Here is a 15168-nt window from a genome sequence, read left to right as displayed (position 1 = left end):
CCTGGCGAGCCCTCCCTCGGGCCGATAGGGTCCCCCCGCCTTGAATGGACTGAACGAAATCGTGGTGATCTGGAGCGCCGAGTGTCGTCGGACCTTGCGCAGCTCGCGCGTGGTCGCGCTGCTCGGGCTCTACAGCCTCTTTTCCCTGCTGATCTTCCTGGCGGCGGTCTTCCTGCGCTCGCTCGTGCAGCAGTTGGCGGAAGCCGGCATGGTGCCTCCGAGCGAGGATCTGCCCCTGTCCGTGCGAGGCGTCTACTACCTGAGCCTCTTCTTCCTGCCGCTCTACATCGCGCTGATGGGTTTCGATCAGGTGAGCGGCGAGGTGGGTCCGCGCTCCATCCGCTACCTCACGGTGCGCTCGCGCCGCTCCTCGGTGTTGCTGGGCAAGCTGTTCGCCCAGACCACGGTGCTCCTGGGGCTGGTGTTCGTGCTCGACCTGGGGTTGTGCGTCTACGCCGCGGTCACCACGCCGGGCTTCGGCCTGGCCTCCTTCATGCGCTACCTCGTGCACTTCTGGGTGGCCTCCACGCTCTTCTCCTTCGCCTTCCTGAGCCTCACCTCGCTGTGCTCGAGCCTCACGACCAGTCCCGCGGTGAGCCTCATCCTCAACCTGACGGTGTTGCTCTCCTCGCTCATCCTCTGGATGACGGCACTGGCCGAGAAGACCCATCCCCTGCGCAGCGCGCGCTACCTGTCACCCCTGCGCTACTCGCTCGGGCTCCTGTCCCCGGAGACCGCGCAGGTGGCCACCAGCGCCGCGGCGTATGTCGTCTTCTCGGTGATCTTCCTCGGTGGCGCCCTCGCCGCCCTGCGCACGAGGGACCTGTGAGCGACATCGCGATCGAACTCGTCGGAGTCAGCCGCCGCTTCGGCCCCAAGGTGGCGGTGGATGGGGTGAGTCTGCGCGTCCAGCGAGGACAAGTGTACGGGCTCATCGGCCCCAATGGCGCCGGAAAGACGACCACCTTCTCCATGATGTGCGGCTACCTGCGCCCGAGCGCGGGAAGCCTGCGGGTGATGGACGTGGAGCCGTGGGCGGACGGCGCGCTCAAGGGCAAGCTCGGCGTGCTCCCCCAGGACGCCATCCTTCCTGGTGGGTGGAAGGTCGGCACCCTGCTCACCTACTGGGCGCGGCTCAGTGGCCTGAATGCCCCCGAGCGCGAGGCGCGGGAGTCCCTGGAGAAGGTGGGGCTCGTCGAGGCCTGGAACGTGGAGACCCCCGCGCTGTCACACGGCATGGCCAAGCGCGTGGCCCTGGCCCAGGCGCTCATGGGCCGGCCGCCGCTGGTGCTGCTCGACGAGCCCACGGCGGGAATGGACCCCAAGATCGCCCACCAGGTGCGACAGGTCATCCAGGACATGCGCGGCCAGCAGACGGTGGTGGTCTCCAGTCACAACCTCCAGGAGTTGGAGCAGTTGTGCGACGCGGCGGCCATCCTGGATCGGGGCCGGCTGGTGCAGGCGGGCAGCCTCGCGGACCTCACGCGCCAGGCCGCCGAGTTCCGCGTCCAGGTGGCCCGAGGCACCGTGCTCGTGCCCGAGGTGGAGGCGCTCGCGGGCGTGCTCTCCGCGCGCCTGGAGGCGGAGGGCGTGTTGCACGTGCGCTTCGACGGCCAGGCCCATCCCCCCGAGGAAGTCATCAGCCGCGTCGTGGGTCATCTCATCCAGACCGGGGTGCTCATCCTGGGGGTGTCGCGGGGCCAACGGTTGGAGGAGCGGGTCCTGCAGCTCACCTGAGCTCCAGGGGCCCTCTCGCGGGAAAAAATCCCCGGAAGAATTCCCGGCTGAAACTCCGGGGCGGCTCGGCGCACTCCTCGCGGATGGCCCCGCCCCGCCCCTCAACCCCCCGCGCACGCCTTGCGGACCCACGCCACCCAGAGCGCGTCGCGCCGCTCCAGGCTCAGGAGTTGGTGGCCGGTGGCCTCGCACCACGCGGGCAGATCCCGCGCCACGCCGGGATCCGTGGCCACCAGCTCCACGAGGGCTCCCGGCGCGAGACGACGCACCGCCTTGGCGATCTCCAGGATGGGAACCGGGCACCAGGTGCCCGAGGCGTCCACGCGCACGTCCGGCTGCATGGTCTCAGTGTAAGGCCCGGCGAGTGGGCGGACACCGGGGAATTTCCCTCGAAAATCGTTGTGTTTTCGGGAACCTGGGTGGAGTCAATGCCCGGGAGAGGTGCGTCTGACCGCGCCTTGCGTGCCCAGAACGGGCTCTGTTATCACCCCGCGCCCTGCTGAATTGAATCGCACGAGCCCGGGACCGCAGTTGGACCGACGACGTACCTAGGAGCAGAACAAACTCATGAAACCCAATGTGATCGTGGCCCTCCTCGTGGGCCTGTTGCTGGGATTCGCAACCGGCTACTCCATGAAGGGCTCCTCGACGAGCCCGGCCGCCGGCGGCCGCGCCGTGGCCGCCGCGCCCAGCGCCCCCGGCAATGGCAAGCCCGCGGACACCACCCTCTTCAAGGTGCCCATCGACGGCTCGCCCACCAAGGGCAGCGCGGACGCGCTCGTCACGATCGTCGAGTTCTCCGACTACCAGTGCCCGTTCTGCTCGCGCGCCAACACCACCGTGGAGCAGCTGCAGAAGGACTACGGCGCCAAGCTGCGCGTGGTCATGAAGCAGAACCCGCTGTCCTTCCACCCGCGCGCCAAGCCGGCCGCGCTCGGCGCCCTGGCCGCCGGAGAGCAGGGCAAGTACTGGGAGTACCACTCCAAGCTGTTCACCAACAGCCGCGCCCTCGAGGACAAGGATCTGGAGCAGTACGCCCAGGACGTGGGCCTGGACATCTCCAAGTGGAAGACGGACCTCACCAGCCAGAAGCTGTCGGCCATCATCGACCGTGATCAGGCCCTGGCCGGCAAGCTCGGCGCCAACGGCACCCCGGCCTTCTTCATCAACGGCCGCTTCCTGTCGGGCGCCCAGCCCCTGGAGAAGTTCAAGACGATCATCGACGAGGAGCTGGGCAAGGCCGAGTCCCTGGTGAAGTCGGGCACGAAGCCGAGCGAGGTGTACGCCGCCATCATCGCCAAGGGCGTGGACGCGGCCCCGCGCAACAACCCCCAGCAGCCCGAGGCCCCCGCCCAGGCCTACCGCAAGGTGGAGTTCCCCGCGGATGCCCCGTCCTTCGGCCCGAAGGACGCCAAGGTGACGATCGTCGAGTGGTCCGACTTCGAGTGCCCCTTCTGCAGCCGCGTGGGCCCCTCGCTCAAGCAGATCAAGGCCGCGTACCCCAATGACGTGCGCGTGGTGTTCCGCCACCAGCCTCTGCCCTTCCACCCGAGCGCCAAGCCGGCCGCCGAGGCCTCGCTGGCCGCGCACGAGCAGGGCAAGTTCTGGGAGTACCACGACAAGCTCTTCGCCAATCAGAAGGCCCTGGATCGCGCCTCGCTCGAGCGCTACGCCCAGGAAGTGGGCCTGAACGTGGGCCAGTTCAAGTCCGCGCTCGACTCGGGCAAGTTCCGCGCGAAGGTGGAGGCCGACTCCGCTGCGGGCAACGCGGTGGGCGCCAATGGCACCCCCACCTTCTTCATCAACGGCCGTGAGTTCGTGGGCGCGCAGCCCTTCGAGAGCTTCAAGCGCGTCATCGACGAGGAGAAGGCCCGCGCCGAGAAGCTGCTGGCCGCTGGCACCAAGCCGGGCGACCTGTACGCCAAGCTCATCGAGGAGGGCGTGAAGTCCAACGGCACCGCGCCCGCCGCCCAGGCCGCCGCCGAGCCCGCGGTGCAGAACATCGAGCTGGGCAACGCCCCGGTGAAGGGCCCGAAGAACGCCCCCATCACCATCGTGGCCTTCTCCGACTTCGAGTGCCCCTTCTGCAGCCGCGTGGTGCCCACGCTCGCGCAGCTCGAGCAGGACTACAAGGGCAAGATCCGCGTGGCCTTCAAGAACCAGCCCCTGCCCTTCCACGCCAACGCCAAGCCCGCGGCGCTCGCGGCCCTGGCCGCCAACGAGCAGGGCAAGTTCTGGGAGTTCCACGACAAGCTCTTCGCCAACCAGCGCTCCCTGGATCGCGCCTCGTTCGAGCGCTACGCCCAGGAGCTGGGGCTGAACGTGGCCCAGTTCAAGTCCGCGCTCGACTCGAACAAGTTCGAGGCGCAGCTCAACGCCGACATGGCCGAGGCCACCCGCGTGGGCGTCAGCGGCACCCCCAGCTTCTTCATCAATGGCCGCTCGCTCGTGGGCGCGCAGCCCGTGGACGCCTTCAAGCGCGTCATCGACGAGGAGCTCAAGAAGAAGGGCACGGTCGCCGCGGATCAGAAGTAACCGCCTCGCCCGACGCTTGACCTGAAGAAGGCCGCCAGGACCCTCCGGTCCGGCGGCCTTCGTCTTTTGGAAAGCCAGGCGGTTCAGGACACGGCGATGGCGTCGATCTCCACCTTGGAGCCACGAGGCAGCGCGGACACCTGCACCGTGACACGGGCCGGAGGCGCGCCGGTGAAGGAGCGGCCGTAGACCTCGTTCACCCGGGCGAAGTCACCCAGGTCGGTGAGGAAAATGGTGCTGCGCACCACGTGGGAGAAGTCCAGACCGGCCGCGTGCAGCACCGCGCCCAGGTTCTTCATCACCTGCTCGGTCTGGGCGACGACGTCTCCCGTCACCAGTTCCATCGTCTTGGGGTCCAGGGGAATCTGGCCGGACAGGAAGGTCATCTTCCCGGAGTCCACCTGCACCGCCTGGGAGTAGGGCCCAATCGCCTTGGGCGCGTCGTCGGAGTGCACCGTCTTGCGAGCCATGCGTTCACCTCGGGGAGCGAGGCGGCCTGGAGTGGCCGCGCCTCCGGGGCGGCTCTAGCACCCCGCCCCCCTCGGCGGCCAGCCCCTCTCAGATGCGCTCGACGGAGTAGACGCCGGGTAGACGCTCGATGGTGCGCATGAGGTCGGTGAGCTGCTTGAGGTCGGTGATGGTGACCTCGAAGGTGTTCACCGCGCGCTCGTCTCCGGTGGCCCGGCAGTTGGCCTGGGAGATGTTGACGCCCTTCTTCGAGAAGGTGTTGGAGATGTCCGCCAGCATGCCGGTGCGCTCGGTGGTGAGCACCCGCAGGGTGACGGGGCGCTTGAAGTCGCCGCGCACGTCCCAGGACACATCCACGCGCCGCTCGGGGTCCGTGGCCAGGGCCTTGTCACAACCCACCGTGTGAACCGTGACCCCTCGCCCACGGGTGATGAAACCAGCGATGGGGTCCCCCGGAACGGGGTTGCAACAGCGCCCGAAGCGCACGAGCACATCGTCGACGCCGCCAATCTGCACGCCGCTGCTGTTCTGCTTGCCCACCAGCTTCTTGGCGAAGTCGGTGACCTTGGACAGCCCGGGCAGCATGCCGCTGGGGACGTGGCCCGTATGCGCGTCCGGAGCAGGTGCCGTCCGGCTCTCGGCCGAGGTGGCGGCCAGCTTCTCCGGAGGCACCACGCGAGCGAGCACCTGGTTGGGCACCACCTTGCCGTAGCCAATGGCCACCAGCAGATCGTCCTCCACCCGGAAGCCGAGCTCCTCGCACACCTTCTTGAGCTCGCCGTTCTTGAGCAGGCGGTTGAAGTTGAGCTGGTAGCGCTTGAGCTCGCGCTCGAGCAGTTCGCGGCCCAGCTGCAGGCTCTTCTCGCGCTGCTGCTGCTTGATGAAGGCGCGGATGCGCTGCTGGGCACGGCTCGTCTTGACGAAGGTGAGCCAGTCCTTGGACGGGTGCGCCTGGGGGCTGGTGAGCACCTCCACCGTGTCCCCGTTCTTGAGCTTGTAGCGCAGGGGGACGATCTTCCCGTTCACCTTGGAGCCCACGCACCGGCCGCCCACGTCCGAGTGGATGGCGTAGGCGAAGTCCACGGGCGTCGCGCCCCGCGGCAGGCTCTTCACATCTCCCCGGGGCGTGAAGACGAAGACCTCGTCGGTGAAAAGGTCCACCTTCACCGTCTCGAGGAATTCCTTGGGATCCTTGAGGTCCTGCTGCCACTCCATGAGCTGGCGCAGCCAGGCGAACTTCTCGTCGTCCTTGCTGACGGAGAGCGCCTTGCCCTCCTTGTAGGCCCAGTGCGCGGCGATGCCCTCCTCGGCCACCTTGTGCATGTCCGGCGTGCGGATCTGCACCTCGATGCGCTCGCCCAGCGGCCCCACCACCGTGGTGTGCAGGGACTGGTACATGTTGGGCTTGGGGATGGCGATGAAGTCCTTGAAGCGCCCCGGCACGGGCTTCCACAGCTGGTGCACCAGTCCCAGCGCCTCGTAGCAGGCGGGCATGGAGTTGGTGATGATGCGGAAGGCGATGATGTCGTGGATCTGCTCGAACTCGATCCCCTGCGACTTCATCTTCTTGTAGATGCTGTAGACGTGCTTGAAGCGGCCGCTCACGTCCCCCTTGAGCCCGCGCTCGGCGAGCTTGGTGGTGATGAGGGTGCTCACGTCCTCGATGTACTTCTCGCGCTCCTTCTTGCGCTTGCCCAGCTTGTCCTGGAGCGTGAAGAAGTCCTGGGGCTTGACGTAGCGGAAGGACAGGTCCTCCAGCTCGGTCTTCACCCAGCTGATGCCCAGGCGGTTGGCGAGCGGGGCATAGATGTCCAGCGTCTCCTGGGCGATCCGCCGCTGCTTCTCCTCGGACATGTGGTCCAGGGTCCGCATGTTGTGGGTGCGGTCGGCGAGCTTCACCAGGATGACGCGGATGTCCTGCGCCATCGCGATGATCATCTTGCGGAAGTTCTCCGCCTGCTTCTCCTCCTGGGAGAGCGTGGCCGAGGCGGAGAACTTGGAGAGCTTCGTCACGCCGTCCACGAGCTGGGCGACCTCGGGGCCGAACAGCTCGGTCAGCTCCTCGGACGTGGCGAGGGTGTCCTCGATGGTGTCGTGGAGCAGGCCGGTGACGATGGAGGCCTCGTCGAGCTTGAGCTCGGCGAGCAGGCCAGCGACCTCCAGGGGATGTATGAGGTAGGGCTCACCGGACTTGCGCAATTGGCCCTGGTGCACCTTGGCCGAATAGACGTAAGCCTTCTTGATGATGTCCAGGTCGGGGTCCGGGTGATAGGAGGCCACCCGTTGGAGAATGTCGTTCAGGCGGATCATCGAGGGGTCAGCAATGCTAACTGCCGCACCCAGCACGGGCAACGTCGCTGGCTCGGGATTCGCTCCAAGCGTGCTTTCGTTGACCCGGCCTCGCGCCCACTTCTAGAGTCGACCTGACCATGTCACAGCTCCTGCTGTCCGTTCTCGCCGTGGTCTGCCCGAACTGTGACGGCCACAACCCCCCTCGCGCCGAGGTGTGCGCCAGCTGCGCCACCGCGCTCCAGGCAGCCCCCAGGCAGGCCGCCCGTCCGGTGGGCAAACCGGGAGCCGAGGCCTCCCGCCCCGCCTCGGGACCGCCGGGGATGCGCCCCTCGAGCCGGACGCCGCCCCCGGTGGCCACCGCGGGGGGCGTCCCCGTCGCCCGCCCCGCCGCTCCTGTCCGGACGCCCATGTCCACACCGCCCGTGCGTCCCCCGGTCGCGCCACCGCCACCCGGGGTGGCCAGGCCCGGCGCGGCGGCCCGTCCCGCCGCGGTCGCCTCGCGCTTCGGACTCATGGTCGTTTCGGGCACCTCCCGGGGCCAGCGCTTCAAGCTGCCCGTCACCGGCTGCACGGTGGGCCGCTCGCGAGGCGCCATCCTCTTCGCGGACGACATCTACGTCTCCGCCCAGCACGCTTCCTTCATCATCCGGGACAACGTGCTGCACGTGCGCGACGAGGCCAGTGCCTCGGGCATCTACGTCACCATCTCCGGCTCCGAGGCCCTGACGCCCTACTCCTTCTTCAGCGTGGGCCAGCGCCTCTTCCGCTTCCTCGGCAAGCTCGACGCGCCTCCGCCCCTCGCCGGACGGCCCATCGTCTATGGAGCACCCGTACCACCAGGCCAGGGCGTCTATGGCGTGGAAGAAGTGCTCGTCGGCGGCCGCAGCGGGCGCACGGTCGTCACATCGGCCCCGCTGTTCACCATCGGGCAGGCCAACTGCGACTTCTGCTACGCGCAGGAGGAAGGGCTCTCGGGCCGGCACTGTGAGTTGAGCTTCACGCCCACGGGCGCCCAGCTCCGGGACTTGTCGGGCGGGCTCGGCACGTACGTGCGCATCGCGTCCGGCGTGGACAAGCCGCTGCGCCCGGGAGACCGGGTGCGGTTGGGCCAGCACGTCCTCCAAGTGGAGTTGATGGGCTGAGCGCGCGGGCTTCGCGCCGGGCGGCTACTTCCCGGCGCTGGAGAGCAGCTCCGGATCCTTGCGCACCAGCGCCGGACGGGCCTTGGAGTCCGGCAGGTCGCGCAGGTGCCTGCGCCACCAGCCGCGCGCCTCGGCGGGCTGATCTCCCCGGGCCCAGTACACCTCGCCCAGCATCAGCGACAGCTCCGGGGTCGGATTGAGGGTGAAGGCGTTGAGGTACTGGGTGGTGGCCATCCGCAGGTCGCCCCGCTTGTAGGCCTCGTAACCCGCCTGCTGACGCCGCTGGGACTCGGCCGCGTCGCGCTTGCGCGCGGGAATGGTCTGCTCGTACAGGGGCACCCCGGGCTCGGGCACGTAGATGCCGGACTCCTGGCCCGGAATGGGCGCGTTCTTCGGCGGCACGAAGGGTTTCTCGCGCGATTGCTCGTGCCAGCTCATGTACAGCCAGTAGCCCACCAGGGCGAGCGTGGCCAGGGCCAGCGAGAGCACGAAGGCCTTGAAGAAGCCGAAGCCTCCGCCAGCATCCGCCTCGGGCTCGGACACCGGGAGGATGATGGCCTCGGTCTTGTCCGACAGCTGCGGTGACGTCAGCAGCGTGGGCAGGCGCTCGTCGTTCGAGGGGCGCTCGGGCGTGGCGCGCAGCGCGGTCATGGACACCGAGGGCCGCTCGCGCTGGGGGACGGGAGCCAGCTGGGTGCGATCCGCCACCCGGGTCGCGTTGGTGCTCGTCTGCAACCGCTCGGGCATGGCGCGCACGGTGGGCTCGGACACACCCGACCAGGCCTCGGTCTTGTCCTCGGGCGGCAGGGTGCTCTTGCGCGGCAGGGGCGCGAGACCCTGGCGGCGGCCCTGGGGAGGCACCGCGCGGCGCTCGCGCTCCTTCTCTCGCTCCTTGTCCACCACGGCGAGCAGCTCGGCCTTGAAGGCCTCCGCGTCCTGGGGGCGATCATCCGGGCTCTTGGAGAGCGCGCGCATGATGAGCCGGTCCATCGCGGGCGACACGCGCACCTCCGGGCGGCGGCGCGAGGGTGGCACCGGCTCCTCGGTGAGGTGCTTGGTGGCGAACCCCACCGCCGAGTCGGACTCGAAGGGCAGCCGGCCGGTGATGAGCTGGTAGAGGATGACGCCCACGGCGTACAGGTCCGAGCGGTGATCCAACGTCGAGCCGCGCGCCTGCTCCGGGGACATGTACTCCGGGGTGCCGCAGACGAAGCCGTTGCGCGTGAGCGCGGGCCCGTCGTCGTTGCCGCCGTCCTGGATCTTCGCGATGCCGAAGTCGAGCACCTTGACGAAGTCCGGCTCGTTGCGGCGCTGCTCCACCATGATGTTCTCGGGCTTCAGGTCCCGGTGGATGACGCCGGCGCTGTGCGCGTCGTAGAGGGCGGAGAGCACCTGGCTGACGATGCGCGCGATGCGCGGCTCGGGCAGCGGGCCTTCCTTGCTGAGCACGGTGTGCAGATCCTGCCCCGGCACGAACTCCATCGCGATGAAGAGCGCCCCGTCCTCGGCCTGGCCGAAGTCGAGGATGCTGATGGAGTTGGGGTGGTTGAGGCGGCTGGCCGCCTTGGCCTCGCGCTTGAAGCGCGCCACGGTGCGGTCGTCGTTGAGCAGCGACTGGCGCAGCACCTTGAGCACCACCAGCTTGTCCAGGGCTTCCTGGCGGGCACGGTACACCTTGCCCATGCCGCCCTCGCCAATGAGGGCCTCGACCTTGTACTTCTGGGCGAGCGTGCGCCCGATGTAATCGTCCTGCTCCCCGCGCGCGAGCGTCGCGCCGCACGAGGGGCAGAACTTGGAGGCATCACCGGTGTCGGCGCCGCAGCTGGTGCAAGACAAGAGGGACTTCCCGGATCCAGGAGGGTCAAGTGGAGGGTCCCCGAACTTCCCACGAGCGTTGGGTCGCCCGCAAGATGGACGCACCTCGGTTCGAGGTCCGAGCAACCCCCCGCCGGGCTTGATATGACCACGCGCCCCGCCATGGCCTACTGTCCCCGCTGCGACGCCGAGAACCCCGACTCCGCCTCCACCTGCCACGCCTGTGGCTCGCCCCTGCGCTCGGGCACCATGGTGATGGCCGCGCCCAAGCAGGCGCCCCGCCCCCAGGTCGCCCTGCGCGTGGTCCGGGCCGACGGGGGGCCGGAGTCCGTGGTGCGGATGACCCGGGACACCCTCACCTGCGGCCCCCAGGGGGACCTGCCGTTGATGGATGACCCCTTCATCATGCCCGTGCAGGCCCGCTTCTTCTTTTCCGGAGGCCGCCTCGCCATGGAGGACGTGGGCGGCGCCAACGGCGTCTTCGCCCGCCTGCGCCAAGAGAAGGAGCTGCCCGTGGGAGGCGAGCTGCGCCTGGGCCGGCAACGGCTGGTGCTCGAGCCCATCCCCGCCTCGGCGGTGGGACCGGGCGGCGCCCACATCTGGGGCTCGGCGGACCCGGGCTACCGGCTGAGGCTGGTGCAGATTCTGGAAGGGGGCGTGCGCGGGGCCGCGTTCCCCCTCAAGGAGGGCGACAACCTCCTGGGACGCGAACAGGGCGACATCACCTTCCCCACCGACGGCTTCGTCTCCGGCCGCCACGCGCTCCTGCACGTCAAACAGGACCGGCTGCGCGTCAAGGACGTGGGCTCGTCCAACGGCACCTTCGTGCGGCTGACCGGTCCCGTTTTCGTGGAAAACGGGGACCACTTCCTCATCGGCCGTCAGTTGCTCCGGGTGGAGATCCAACTGTCCGTCTGACGAGGGACGAGCGGGGAGGCCTCACGCGGGCCCGTGCGTGGCGGGCCCCCCACTCCACCCCCCTCACGGCATCAGCCGTAGGACTTCTCCTTCTTCTCCTGCTCTTCCTTGCACCGGATGCACAGCGTGGTCACCGGCCGCGCATCCAGACGCTTGGGGGAGATCTCCTCCTCGCACCGCTCGCACACGCCGAACGTGCCGTTGTCGATGCGCTCCAGCGCCTTGTCGATCTTCTGCAGCAGGAACTTCTCCCGATCGCGCAGGCGGAACACCATCGACTGGGTGTACTCGGACGAAGCCTGGTCGATCTCATCGGGGAGGTCGTCGGTGTCGAAGCTGGACTCCTCCACCAGGGTCTTCTTCGCGCTCTCCAGCAGGCTCGTCTTGCTGTCCTCGAGCATCTTCTTGTAACGCTTGAGATCTTTCTGGTTCACAGCCGTAGGCTCCCGTGCGGCGGGGACATGGGCCCAACATCCCCGAAAAAAAGGCCGGAAAGCTTTATTCAGACGCGGTCTGGTGTCAAGGAGGCCCAGTCTCCCTTCAACACGCGGCGGAGTCCCATCCCATGAGCGATACCTCGAAATTCGACCGGGAGTTCCTGCGCGCCGCCCTCTCGCTTGCTGGCAAGGGGGAGGTAGACCATTTCCTCTACATCAGCGACGTGCTCATCCCCGCCGAGGACCTGCGCCGCCAGCAGGCCAAGCGCAAGCTCGTCTATGCCGTCACCACCCCGCGGTTGGCCCAGGAACTGCTTGCGGCCAAGCAACGCGCCCTGGTGATTCCCGCCTACGACTACTCGCGCACCGAGCGGGTGAAGGTGGCGCTCGTGTCCGCCCTGTCCCAGGGCGCCTTCTCCGAGGGCAACCTCGTGCTGTGCATGACGGGCAAGCTCGGCCGCCCGCCGGACACCCTGATGCAGATGCGCATCGGCGGCTCGCTCGACGACCGGCTCGCCATCGAGGGCGTGAAGCTCGGCGACGAGTTCAACTCCCAGGTGGTGGACGCCCTCATCCAACTGGCGCTGCAAATCGGCCAGGAGGGCTTCGAGGGCCATCCCATCGGCACCATCCTCACCATCGGCGATCACACGAGCGTGATGGAGAAGAGCCGCCAGATGACCATCAACCCGTTCCAGGGCCTGTCCGAGTCCGAGCGCAACGTGCTGGATCCGAAGATCCGCGAGGCCATCAAGAACTTCTCCGTGCTCGACGGCTCGTTCGTCATCCGCGAGGACGGCGTGGTGCTCGCGGCGGGCCGCTACCTGTCGGCGTCGGACGAGGCGGTGAAGATTCCCCTCGGCCTGGGCGCGCGGCACGCCGCCGCGGCGAGCATCACCTCCACGACGAAGAGCATCGCGCTGGTGGTGAGCCAGACCTCGGGCGCGGTGCGCCTCTTCAAGGGCGGCAACATCGTGCTGGAGCTGCACCAGACCGCGCGCCGGACCTGAGTTTCCCCCTCCCCGGCCTACCCGGCGCGTCCAGGCCTTCCACGCACCTCCCTGGTAGTTTGCTCGCCTCCGGGAGGCACGTGGGATGCGCGATGGACGTGGAGATGCAGGGGAGGAGTGGCTCGGGTTGAACCTCGCCCCGGGGACCCAGGTGGCCGGCTTCCTCATCGAGGGACGGCTGGCCACCGGGAGCTTCGGCGCCCTCTACCAGGCCCGGCGCGGCGAGCGGCGCTACGCCATCAAGCTCGTGCCCAAGGATGAACGCGGTGAGCGCGAGGTGGATGCGCTGCGGCGGGTGCAGGCCCTGCCCGTGGTGGGCTTCCATGGCTATGGCCTGTGGCCCGACGAGTCCCCGCGCTTCATCGTGCTCGCCCTGGAGCTCGTGGACGGCCAGGAGCTGGACGTGTGGGCGCGGGACTTCAACCCGGACTCGCACGAGCTGCTCGTCCAGGTGATGCGGCCGCTCGTGGACAGGCTCGGCCAGGTGCATGCCGCGGGCGTGGTGCACCGGGACGTGAAGGAGTCCAACATCGTCATCCGCCACCAGGATGGACACCCGGTGCTGGTGGACTTCGGAGCGGCCGGCTACGAGGGCGCGCCACGGCTGACCCAGCGGCTGCCCCCGGGCACGCCGGAGTACCGCAGCCCGGAGCTCCTGCGCTTCGCCCGCGAATGGGCGGGAGAGCCACCCCCGGACCGCCCCGGAGATGACCTGTGGGCGCTGGGCGTCACCTTCTACGCGCTGCTCACCAGGACGCTGCCCTTCGGAGACCGCCACGGACCCCTGGTGCGCAACATCCTCGAGCAGGCGCCCGAACCGCCCCACGTGCGCAACCCACGCGTGCCCCGCGCGGTGAGCGACATCTGCCTGCGCATGCTGGAGAAGGCGCCCGAGGCGCGCTACCCCGACGCCCTCGCGCTCGCGCGAGCCCTGGAGGATGCCCTCGCCCTGGCCGATGACGCATGGGGCGTGCGGCTGTTCCCCGGAGAGCGGAGGGAGAGGACTTCCGAGCCGGAGCCCCCGGCGCCCTCCGCCCCCGCGCGCGGGCGGAAAGGCTTCGTGGCCCTGGCGATCTCCGGGGCACTGGCGCTGGGACTGGCGCTCTCCTTTCGAGGGATGACCCCGGAAGTCGCCCCGGAAACCCCACGTATGACGTTGGCTGCCCGATCACCAACGCCACGGGCCGATTCTCGCCAGGAAATGGCACCCGACCGCATGACGGGAGAAGTTGGGTTCAACGCGGGACTTCGGAAGTCACCCACCCCCGCGCCCGTCGCCACCGCGACGCTCCCAATGGAAGAACCCATGCGTCCCTCCTCCAAGAGCCGTTCGATGCTCCCCGTTGTCGCCGCCGCCACATGCGTGGCCTCCGCCTGCGTGAGTGGGCCAAGGTCTGGCCCTCCTCCCGAAGCCCCCTGCCCCGAAGGCAGCCTGGAGGCGCATAAGCGCTACCGACTCCCAGACTGGGATGGCCTCGATGTGCAATTGGGCAAACACCGCAATGCCGCTGGAGAAATCATCCCCAATTCTTTTCCCGTGCCGGCTAGAAATGGGCCTATCGACGGCTGGCTTATCAAGCCTCGTGGCGGACTGCCGTTTGACACGACCTTCACGGGGGAACTCATTGTCCGGAAGGAGTATGTGTATGGACGCTTCACTCGGGCGCGCCTCCCCGATGGAACGGAGTTCCCCGTGTGCCTGGAGTTCAGGGAGAACGTAGCTGAAACCATCGCGGCGATTGGCGGTACTCCTGACAACTTCAAGGTCGCCGCGAGCATCGTCGCCATGATCCGGACGTCGTTCAGTCACCGCAACAAATTTTATCCGTAGCTGCCCCATGTAACGAAATGGCCCCCCCATGAGCCTGCCAGCGTTCCCCTTGATGCTCGTGTTCTCCGTCTTTCAAGGATTGCTCCCGCTCGGGACAATGGATTGCACGGAGATGCAGCACATCGAACTGTCACGCATGTCCGACAAACCGACCGAGGTTTGCGTTAGCCCTCACCTCCTGACCGGATTCTCCTTCGATGCACCGGTGTCGGTGGAGGTGCAGGACGAAATACGGTTCGAAGAGGTTGCTCGCGGCCGGACGAGCATTCATGTCCTGCCCCCCAAGGATCTGACCGCGGGCGAACGCCTTCGCTTGTCCGTGACCTATCTGGAGGGAAAATCCCAGGAGACATTCTTCTTGGTGCTGGTGGGCTCATCGGGCCGATCCACCCGACAGGTGGAAGTGTTCCGCGACCAGCGGACCCGCGAATCCCTTGAGATCGAAATCAAGCTGGAGCGAACGAAAAACCAAAAGCTCCAAGATGAACTGGTTCAACTGCGACGAGAGTTCAAACAGCTTCAGACGAGCACCCAGGATCCTCGGCGGCTTACTAGACTGATCTCCAGCAACTCGATGTTTATCGAGGGAATCAGAACGCAGAGAGTCAAGCTGACCGGCCTGAAAACACAACCCGGTGAGATTTCGTCACAGCGAGTCGCCAGTTACCGCTCACGACATCGGTTCGCTATCGAGGTCGCATTGGAGAGTCTCCATCCCCAACCCTGGTTGGTCGTAACGGTCGAGGCCTGGGATGAAAACGGTCAGCGCGCGGAGTTCGCGTCCATATGGCAGGCAGCCCCCCTCCAGATGAAAGAGACCCAAGTGATCGTTGTCGAAGCCGAAATGGAAGAGACCTCCACATGGCCCAAGGGGACGATCACGTTGCGTCTGCGAGAAGAGGGCCCTCGTGACATCATCGTCTCGAACATTCCGTGCCCTTGACCCCTCCGCTCGAGAAGCGGGTACGCCCGGGGGGAGCACG

At 67.8% G+C, this 15168-nt stretch carries 13 protein-coding genes; 8 read left to right on the top strand and 5 right to left on the bottom strand.

The genetic code is table 11. From position 1 onward, the window contains the following. Nucleotides 1–40: 40 nt before the first annotated feature. Nucleotides 41–829 (top strand): ABC transporter permease, encoded by a 789-nt coding sequence (locus MEBOL_RS30545; protein ID WP_095980740.1) that lies wholly within the window; start codon nt 41–43, stop codon nt 827–829. Then, nucleotides 826–1737, top strand: coding sequence for an ABC transporter ATP-binding protein (locus MEBOL_RS30540; protein WP_095980739.1), 912 nt, complete (start codon nt 826–828; stop codon nt 1735–1737). The genes MEBOL_RS30545 and MEBOL_RS30540 overlap by 4 nt, the downstream gene beginning before the upstream one ends. Before the next feature lie 101 nt (nt 1738–1838). Here MEBOL_RS30540 and MEBOL_RS30535 read toward each other — a convergent pair whose 3' ends face one another. After that, nucleotides 1839–2078 (bottom strand): sulfurtransferase TusA family protein, encoded by a 240-nt coding sequence (locus MEBOL_RS30535; RefSeq protein WP_095980738.1) that lies wholly within the window; start codon nt 2076–2078, stop codon nt 1839–1841. A 226-nt stretch (nt 2079–2304) separates the two neighbouring features. On the opposite strand from MEBOL_RS30535, the gene MEBOL_RS30530 reads away from it, so the two are divergent. Then, nucleotides 2305–4272 carry a thioredoxin domain-containing protein gene (locus MEBOL_RS30530; protein WP_095980737.1) on the top strand — a complete coding sequence of 656 codons (1968 nt, stop codon included), beginning with the start codon at nt 2305–2307 and terminating at the stop codon, nt 4270–4272. 83 nt (nt 4273–4355) lie between these two features. Here MEBOL_RS30530 and MEBOL_RS30525 read toward each other — a convergent pair whose 3' ends face one another. Together MEBOL_RS30525 and MEBOL_RS30520 are read right to left on the bottom strand one after the other, a co-directional pair. Further along, nucleotides 4356–4742: a RidA family protein gene (locus tag MEBOL_RS30525; RefSeq protein WP_095980736.1), complete on the bottom strand. Its 387-nt coding sequence runs from the start codon at nt 4740–4742 to the stop codon at nt 4356–4358. 88 nt (nt 4743–4830) lie between these two features. After that, nucleotides 4831–7050 (bottom strand): RelA/SpoT family protein, encoded by a 2220-nt coding sequence (locus MEBOL_RS30520; RefSeq protein WP_095980735.1) that lies wholly within the window; start codon nt 7048–7050, stop codon nt 4831–4833. A gap of 119 nt (nt 7051–7169) precedes the next feature. Between MEBOL_RS30520 and MEBOL_RS30515 the strand changes: the two genes are divergently transcribed. Beyond that, the gene (locus MEBOL_RS30515; RefSeq protein ID WP_095980734.1) at nt 7170–8174 is read left to right on the top strand and encodes an FHA domain-containing protein; all 1005 of its coding nucleotides are present in this window, start codon (nt 7170–7172) and stop codon (nt 8172–8174) included. A 24-nt stretch (nt 8175–8198) separates the two neighbouring features. On the opposite strand, the gene MEBOL_RS30510 is transcribed toward MEBOL_RS30515, so the two are convergent. Then, nucleotides 8199–10010: a serine/threonine-protein kinase gene (locus MEBOL_RS30510; protein ID WP_095980733.1), complete on the bottom strand. Its 1812-nt coding sequence runs from the start codon at nt 10008–10010 to the stop codon at nt 8199–8201. A 141-nt stretch (nt 10011–10151) separates the two neighbouring features. Here MEBOL_RS30510 and MEBOL_RS30505 point away from each other — a divergent pair, with 141 nt between their 5' ends. Continuing rightward, a complete protein-coding gene (locus tag MEBOL_RS30505) occupies nt 10152–10907 on the top strand; it encodes a double zinc ribbon and FHA domain-containing protein (RefSeq protein ID WP_095983101.1) in 756 nt (251 codons plus the stop codon). Nucleotides 10908–10978: 71 nt separating this feature from the next. Here the strand turns inward: MEBOL_RS30505 and MEBOL_RS30500 are convergent, their stop codons facing one another. Next, on the bottom strand, nt 10979–11341 hold the full coding sequence (locus MEBOL_RS30500) for a TraR/DksA family transcriptional regulator (protein ID WP_095980732.1): 363 nt from the start codon (nt 11339–11341) through the stop codon (nt 10979–10981). Nucleotides 11342–11472: 131 nt separating this feature from the next. On the opposite strand from MEBOL_RS30500, the gene MEBOL_RS30495 reads away from it, so the two are divergent. The 3 genes from MEBOL_RS30495 to MEBOL_RS30485 all read left to right on the top strand — a co-directional run bounded on the left by MEBOL_RS30495 (nt 11473) and on the right by MEBOL_RS30485 (nt 15128). After that, nucleotides 11473–12354 (top strand): DNA integrity scanning protein DisA nucleotide-binding domain protein, encoded by an 882-nt coding sequence (locus MEBOL_RS30495; RefSeq protein ID WP_095980731.1) that lies wholly within the window; start codon nt 11473–11475, stop codon nt 12352–12354. An 85-nt stretch (nt 12355–12439) separates the two neighbouring features. Next, nucleotides 12440–14185 (top strand): serine/threonine protein kinase, encoded by a 1746-nt coding sequence (locus MEBOL_RS30490; RefSeq protein WP_095980730.1) that lies wholly within the window; start codon nt 12440–12442, stop codon nt 14183–14185. A gap of 28 nt (nt 14186–14213) precedes the next feature. Then, the gene (locus tag MEBOL_RS30485) at nt 14214–15128 is read left to right on the top strand and encodes a DUF2381 family protein (RefSeq protein WP_095980729.1); all 915 of its coding nucleotides are present in this window, start codon (nt 14214–14216) and stop codon (nt 15126–15128) included. Nucleotides 15129–15168: the final 40 nt, after the last annotated feature.

The sequence above is a fragment of the Melittangium boletus DSM 14713 genome (assembly GCF_002305855.1).
Taxonomy (GTDB): Bacteria; Myxococcota; Myxococcia; order Myxococcales; family Myxococcaceae; genus Cystobacter; species Cystobacter boletus.
The sequence above is the reverse complement of the archived record's forward strand: the minus strand, read 5'-3'. Positions and strand labels throughout refer to the sequence as shown.

Coding starts and splice junctions, on each gene's coding strand:
- MEBOL_RS30535 (WP_095980738.1), bottom strand. CDS start 2,078: ATGCAGCCGGACGTGCGCGTGGACGCCTCGGGCACCTGGTGCCCGGTT.
- MEBOL_RS30530 (WP_095980737.1), top strand. CDS start 2,305: ATGAAACCCAATGTGATCGTGGCCCTCCTCGTGGGCCTGTTGCTGGGA.
- MEBOL_RS30525 (WP_095980736.1), bottom strand. CDS start 4,742: ATGGCTCGCAAGACGGTGCACTCCGACGACGCGCCCAAGGCGATTGGG.
- MEBOL_RS30520 (WP_095980735.1), bottom strand. CDS start 7,050: ATGATCCGCCTGAACGACATTCTCCAACGGGTGGCCTCCTATCACCCG.
- MEBOL_RS30515 (WP_095980734.1), top strand. CDS start 7,170: ATGTCACAGCTCCTGCTGTCCGTTCTCGCCGTGGTCTGCCCGAACTGT.
- MEBOL_RS30505 (WP_095983101.1), top strand. CDS start 10,152: ATGGCCTACTGTCCCCGCTGCGACGCCGAGAACCCCGACTCCGCCTCC.
- MEBOL_RS30495 (WP_095980731.1), top strand. CDS start 11,473: ATGAGCGATACCTCGAAATTCGACCGGGAGTTCCTGCGCGCCGCCCTC.
- MEBOL_RS30490 (WP_095980730.1), top strand. CDS start 12,440: ATGCGCGATGGACGTGGAGATGCAGGGGAGGAGTGGCTCGGGTTGAAC.
- MEBOL_RS30485 (WP_095980729.1), top strand. CDS start 14,214: ATGAGCCTGCCAGCGTTCCCCTTGATGCTCGTGTTCTCCGTCTTTCAA.